Below are 5706 nucleotides of genomic sequence, written 5' to 3'. Positions count from 1 at the left end.
ACCTTGGGTGCGGGGACAGGATTTGAACCTGTGACCTTCAGGTTATGAGCCTGACGAGCTACCGGGCTGCTCCACCCCGCGTCAGGGTGTTGGTGATTGTGAGGCAGGGTGTTGGACTTGGACTTTTTGTTTTCAGCACTTCCCGGCGGCGAACCGGGATCCACTTCGCCTGAAGTGCTGAGCGATATCCTTTTGGCGGACCTGGCGGCGACCTACTCTCCCGCGCCTTGAGACGAAGTACCATTGGCCCAGGGGGACTTAACGACCGAGTTCGGAATGGGATCGGGTGGGGAACCCCCGGCAAAGCCACCAGGTCAGCGAAAAGGATATCGACCGCCCTCTTTCGAGGGCAGTGATTGTGAAGAAGACATCAGTGTCTGAGGTCGAGCCATGTTTGTGCATGGGTTTGACTGAAGAACGATCAAGCCGATCGAGCTATTAGTACCGGTAAGCTCCATGCGTCGCCGCACTTCCACACCCGGCCTATCAACGTGGTGGTCTTCCACGGCTCTCGGCGAAGCCTTGTTTTGAGGTTAGTTTCCCGCTTAGATGCTTTCAGCGGTTATCTATTCCACACTTAGCTACCCTGCTGCACAGCTGGCGCCATGACAGGTCCACCAGAGGTGTGTCCATCCCGGTCCTCTCGTACTAGGGACAGATCCTCTCAAGCTTCGTACACCCACGGCAGATAGGGACCAAACTGTCTCACGACGTTCTGAACCCAGCTCACGTACCACTTTAATCGGCGAACAGCCGAACCCTTGGGACCTGCTCCAGCCCCAGGATGTGATGAGCCGACATCGAGGTGCCAAACTTTGCCGTCGATATGGACTCTTGGGCAAAATCAGCCTGTTATCCCTAGAGTACCTTTTATTCGTTGAGCGATGGCCCTTCCACGCAGGACCACCGGATCACTATGGCCGACTTTCGTCTCTGCTCGACTTGTCAGTCTCGCAGTCAGGCGGGCTTATGCCATTGCACTCGACGACCGATTTCCGACCGGTCTGAGCCCACCATCGCGCGCCTCCGTTACACTTTGGGAGGCGACCGCCCCAGTCAAACTGCCCGCCACGCCATGTCCCGGACCCGGATAACGGGCCGCGGTTAGACGTCAGCAACAATAAGGGTGGTATTTCAAGGATGGCTCCGCAGGAACTGGCGCCCCTGTTTCATAGCCTCCCACCTATCCTACACATGTTGCTGCTAACGCCAAGGCGAAGCTGCAGTAAAGGTTCATAGGGTCTTTCCGTCTGACCGCGGGAACCCCGCATCTTCACGGGGAATTCAATTTCGCTGAGCCTATGCTGGAGACAGTGGGGAAGTCGTTACGCCATTCGTGCAGGTCGGAACTTACCCGACAAGGAATTTCGCTACCTTAGGACCGTTATAGTTACGGCCGCCGTTTACCTGGGCTTCAATTCAGAGCTTGCACCCCTCCTTTTAACCTTCAGGCACCGGGCAGGCGTCAGACCCTATACGTCGCCTTGCGGCTTCGCAGAGCCCTGTGTTTTTGATAAACAGTCGCTACCCCCTGGCTTGTGCCACTCTCATCTGGTTGCCCAAAAGAGAGTCACGCTTATCCCGAAGTTACGCGTGCAATTTGCCGAGTTCCTTCAGCATAGTTCTCTCAAGCGCCTTGGTATACTCTACCTGCCCACCTGTGTCGGTTTCGGGTACGGTCTCCGTTGGAGTTATTTCCAGGGACCTGTTCACTGCCAGGACAATCCAATAAGCCCTGACAATTTACCAGATCCGTCACTTCCAACTGGTTCAGGAATATTCACCTGATTCCCATCGACTACGCCTTTCGGCCTCGCCTTAGGGGCCGACTAACCCTGCGCAGATTAGCTTTACGCAGGAACCCTTGGGCTTTCGGCGAGAGGGTCTCTCACCCTCTTTATCGCTACTCATGTCAGCATTCTCACTTCCGATACCTCCAGCAAGGCTCGCGCCTCACCTTCATCGGCTTACGGAACGCTCCGCTACCGCGTGCTTACGCACACCCATACCTTCGGCGACTGGCTTGAGCCCCGTTACATTTTCCGCGCAGGTTCGCTTGACCAGTGAGCTGTTACGCTTTCTTTAAATGATGGCTGCTTCTAAGCCAACATCCTGGTTGTCAAAGCAAACCCACATCGTTTCCCACTTAGCCAGTACTTGGGGGCCTTAGATGATGGTTAGGGTTGTTTCCCTTTTCACGACGGACGTTAGCACCCGCCGTGTGTCTCCCGGATAGTTCTCTTGGGTATTCGGAGTTTGATTAGAATTGGTACAGCTCGCGCCGCCCGCATCCATTCAGTGCTCTACCCCCCAAGGAATTCGTCCGAGGCACTACCTAAATAGTTTTCGCGGAGAACCAGCTATGTCCAGGTTTGATTGGCCTTTCACCCCTATCCACAAGTCATCCGAGAATTTTTCAACATTCACCGGTTCGGTCCTCCAGTAAGTGTTACCTTACCTTCAACCTGCTCATGGATAGATCACCTGGTTTCGGGTCGTCATGCGACGTACTTATTCGCCCTATTCAGACTCGCTTTCGCTGCGCCTACACCTAACGGCTTAAGCTTGCACGGCACATGAAGTCGCTGACCCATTATACAAAAGGTACGCCGTCACCACGCGCGGTGGCTCCGACTGCTTGTAGGCTTCCGATTTCAGGTTCTGTTTCACTCCCCTTGTCGGGGTGCTTTTCACCTTTCCCTCACGGTACTTGTTCGCTATCGGTCATTGAGGAGTACTTAGGCTTGGAGGGTGGTCCCCCCATGTTCAGACAGGATTTCACGTGTCCCGCCCTACTCGAGTCTGTCGCTATTTGACGCTTACGGGGCTATCACCCACTATGGCTGTGTTTCCCAACACATTCAGCTTTATGTCACGACAGCACTGGCCTGGTCCCGGTTCGCTCGCCACTACTACGGGAGTCTCGGTTGATGTCCTTTCCTCCGGGTACTGAGATGTTTCAGTTCCCCGGGTTTGCTTAATGAACCCTATGTATTCAGGTCATTATACCTTGTCTGATCAACCGATCCTGATCTTGCCCGAAGGCAAGACTAAGTCGGGTGACCATAAAGGTGGGTTTCCCCATTCGGAGATAGCCGGATCAAAGGGTGCTCGCGCCTCCCCGGCTCTTATCGCAGCGTGCCACGTCCTTCATCGCCTCTCAATGCCAAGGCATCCGTCAGAAGCCCTTATGCGCTTGATCGTTCTCAGCAAAACCCATGCTGTATTCGAACCTCGCCGCATCTCGCGGGAAGGCCCGAGCACGGGCTCTACCTTTAGTCAGACAATGATGTCTTCTTAAGTCCGCCCTTAAACCGATACCGCATCCCAGGGGTGAGCTGCGGTCGGCGGGAGAACCCTGCCTTCACAATGTCATTTCGCATCGCCACCAGGTGGCGCTGCAAACTTGTCATTCCAATCGCGAGATCTTCTTCGTCTCATCGTCTTCGCTACCGCTTCGCTGCTTGAGCGAAGACGAAGTGAAGATTTCCAACAAAGCATGGTGGAGCCAGACGGATTCGAACCGACGACATCCTGCTTGCAAAGCAGGCGCTCTACCAACTGAGCTATGGCCCCAAACGGGTTTAGCCAGGAGAGCTGGTCGTGATCCGAAGCTTCAGGAGAAGAGTGGTAGGCCTGGGCAGACTCGAACTGCCGACCTTACGCTTATCAGGCGTACGCTCTAACCACCTGAGCTACAGGCCTATGACGGCCTTCGCAGGCGTCGTGCCTCCGGGCTCGCGATCGCATCTTGATCTCTCGTCGATCAAGATGAGTGGAAAGAGAAACGAAGACGGCGGCGATCCGCTCTTTGTTGGTCGTCTAGCGACCGTGTCTGGAGCCTCAATAGCCCGTGAGAGCTGGAGAGGCATCCTTAGAAAGGAGGTGATCCAGCCGCAGGTTCCCCTACGGCTACCTTGTTACGACTTCACCCCAGTCGCTGACCCTACCGTGGTCGCCTGCCTCCTTGCGGTTAGCGCAGCGCCTTCGGGTAAAGCCAACTCCCATGGTGTGACGGGCGGTGTGTACAAGGCCCGGGAACGTATTCACCGCGGCATGCTGATCCGCGATTACTAGCGATTCCAACTTCATGCTCTCGAGTTGCAGAGAACAATCCGAACTGAGACGACTTTTAGGGATTGGCTCCCCCTCGCGGGATTGCAGCCCTCTGTAGTCGCCATTGTAGCACGTGTGTAGCCCACCTTGTAAGGGCCATGAGGACTTGACGTCATCCCCGCCTTCCTCCGGATTAACTCCGGCAGTACGATTAGAGTGCCCAGCCAAACCTGATGGCAACTAATCGCGAGGGTTGCGCTCGTTGCGGGACTTAACCCAACATCTCACGACACGAGCTGACGACAGCCATGCAGCACCTGTGTCCCAGTCCCCGAAGGGAAAACCACATCTCTGTGGCGGTCCAGGCATGTCAAAAGGTGGTAAGGTTCTGCGCGTTGCTTCGAATTAAACCACATGCTCCACCGCTTGTGCGGGCCCCCGTCAATTCCTTTGAGTTTTAATCTTGCGACCGTACTCCCCAGGCGGAGTGCTTAATGCGTTAGCTGCGTCACCGACATGCATGCATGCCGACAACTAGCACTCATCGTTTACGGCGTGGACTACCAGGGTATCTAATCCTGTTTGCTCCCCACGCTTTCGAGCCTCAGCGTCAGTAACGGACCAGTATGTCGCCTTCGCCACTGGTGTTCTTCCGAATATCTACGAATTTCACCTCTACACTCGGAGTTCCACATACCTCTTCCGTACTCAAGACTGCCAGTATCAAAGGCAATTCCAAGGTTGAGCCCTGGGCTTTCACCTCTAACTTAACAGTCCGCCTACGCTCCCTTTACGCCCAGTAATTCCGAGCAACGCTAGCCCCCTTCGTATTACCGCGGCTGCTGGCACGAAGTTAGCCGGGGCTTCTTCTCCGGGTACCGTCATTATCGTCCCCGGTGAAAGAATTTTACAATCCTAAGACCTTCATCATTCACGCGGCATGGCTGCGTCAGGCTTTCGCCCATTGCGCAAGATTCCCCACTGCTGCCTCCCGTAGGAGTTTGGGCCGTGTCTCAGTCCCAATGTGGCTGATCATCCTCTCAGACCAGCTACTGATCGTCGCCTTGGTGGGCCTTTACCCCACCAACTAGCTAATCAGACGCGGGCCGCTCCAATGGCGATAAATCTTTCCCCCGAAGGGCACATCCGGTATTAGCTCAAGTTTCCCTGAGTTGTTCCGAACCAAAGGGCACGTTCCCACGTGTTACTCACCCGTCCGCCACTAATCCCGAAGGATCCGTTCGACTTGCATGTGTTAGGCCTGCCGCCAGCGTTCGCTCTGAGCCAGGATCAAACTCTCAGGTTGAGTTGACATTGACTCCAGTTCTTTGATCGAGGGGAAAACCCCGATCGCGTATCTGGTTTGCATAGTTTCTTGACGAGTTCCCATCACACAATGACCAACGCATAAGCATCAGCCACCGTATTAATGGTGTCTTCAAGAGACCGCATTCGTCAGCGTCAAGATGAACCCTTAGGTCCATCGCCAGAGCGCCGCCGCCTGCGTTTCTCTTTCCAAATCAACAATGTCAAAGACCCGAGCCACCGAAGCGACCCAACCGTTTAGCGCCCGGTCAGCGGCGGAGGCGGCTATCTATCCAACCCCGAAACCCGTGTCAAATCGTTTTTTTCAAAACTCTTCGAACCGGA

General features: G+C 55.0%; 3 tRNA genes and 3 rRNA genes. All 6 read right to left on the bottom strand.

Features of this window, described 5'->3' with window-relative positions:
- Nucleotides 1-4: 4 nt before the first annotated feature.
- The 6 genes from OR37_RS20295 to OR37_RS20270 all read right to left on the bottom strand — a co-directional run bounded on the left by OR37_RS20295 (nt 5) and on the right by OR37_RS20270 (nt 5362).
- A tRNA-Met gene (locus OR37_RS20295) sits at nt 5-81 on the bottom strand.
- A gap of 118 nt (nt 82-199) precedes the next feature.
- A 5S ribosomal RNA gene (gene rrf, locus OR37_RS20290) occupies nt 200-314 on the bottom strand.
- 103 nt (nt 315-417) lie between these two features.
- Nucleotides 418-3202: ribosomal RNA gene (locus OR37_RS20285) — 23S ribosomal RNA — on the bottom strand.
- A 298-nt stretch (nt 3203-3500) separates the two neighbouring features.
- Nucleotides 3501-3576, bottom strand: a tRNA-Ala gene (locus tag OR37_RS20280).
- A 52-nt stretch (nt 3577-3628) separates the two neighbouring features.
- Nucleotides 3629-3705, bottom strand: a tRNA-Ile gene (locus OR37_RS20275).
- A gap of 173 nt (nt 3706-3878) precedes the next feature.
- A 16S ribosomal RNA gene (locus OR37_RS20270) occupies nt 3879-5362 on the bottom strand.
- Together the 16S, 23S and 5S rRNA genes with 3 tRNA genes alongside form the textbook arrangement of a ribosomal RNA operon.
- Between the last annotated feature and the right edge of the window lie 344 nt (nt 5363-5706).

The organism is Caulobacter vibrioides OR37 (genome assembly GCF_000372645.1).
Taxonomy (GTDB): Bacteria; Pseudomonadota; Alphaproteobacteria; order Caulobacterales; family Caulobacteraceae; genus Caulobacter; species Caulobacter vibrioides_E.
Note: the sequence above shows the minus strand (reverse complement) of the source record. Positions and strands in the feature narration are given on the sequence as shown.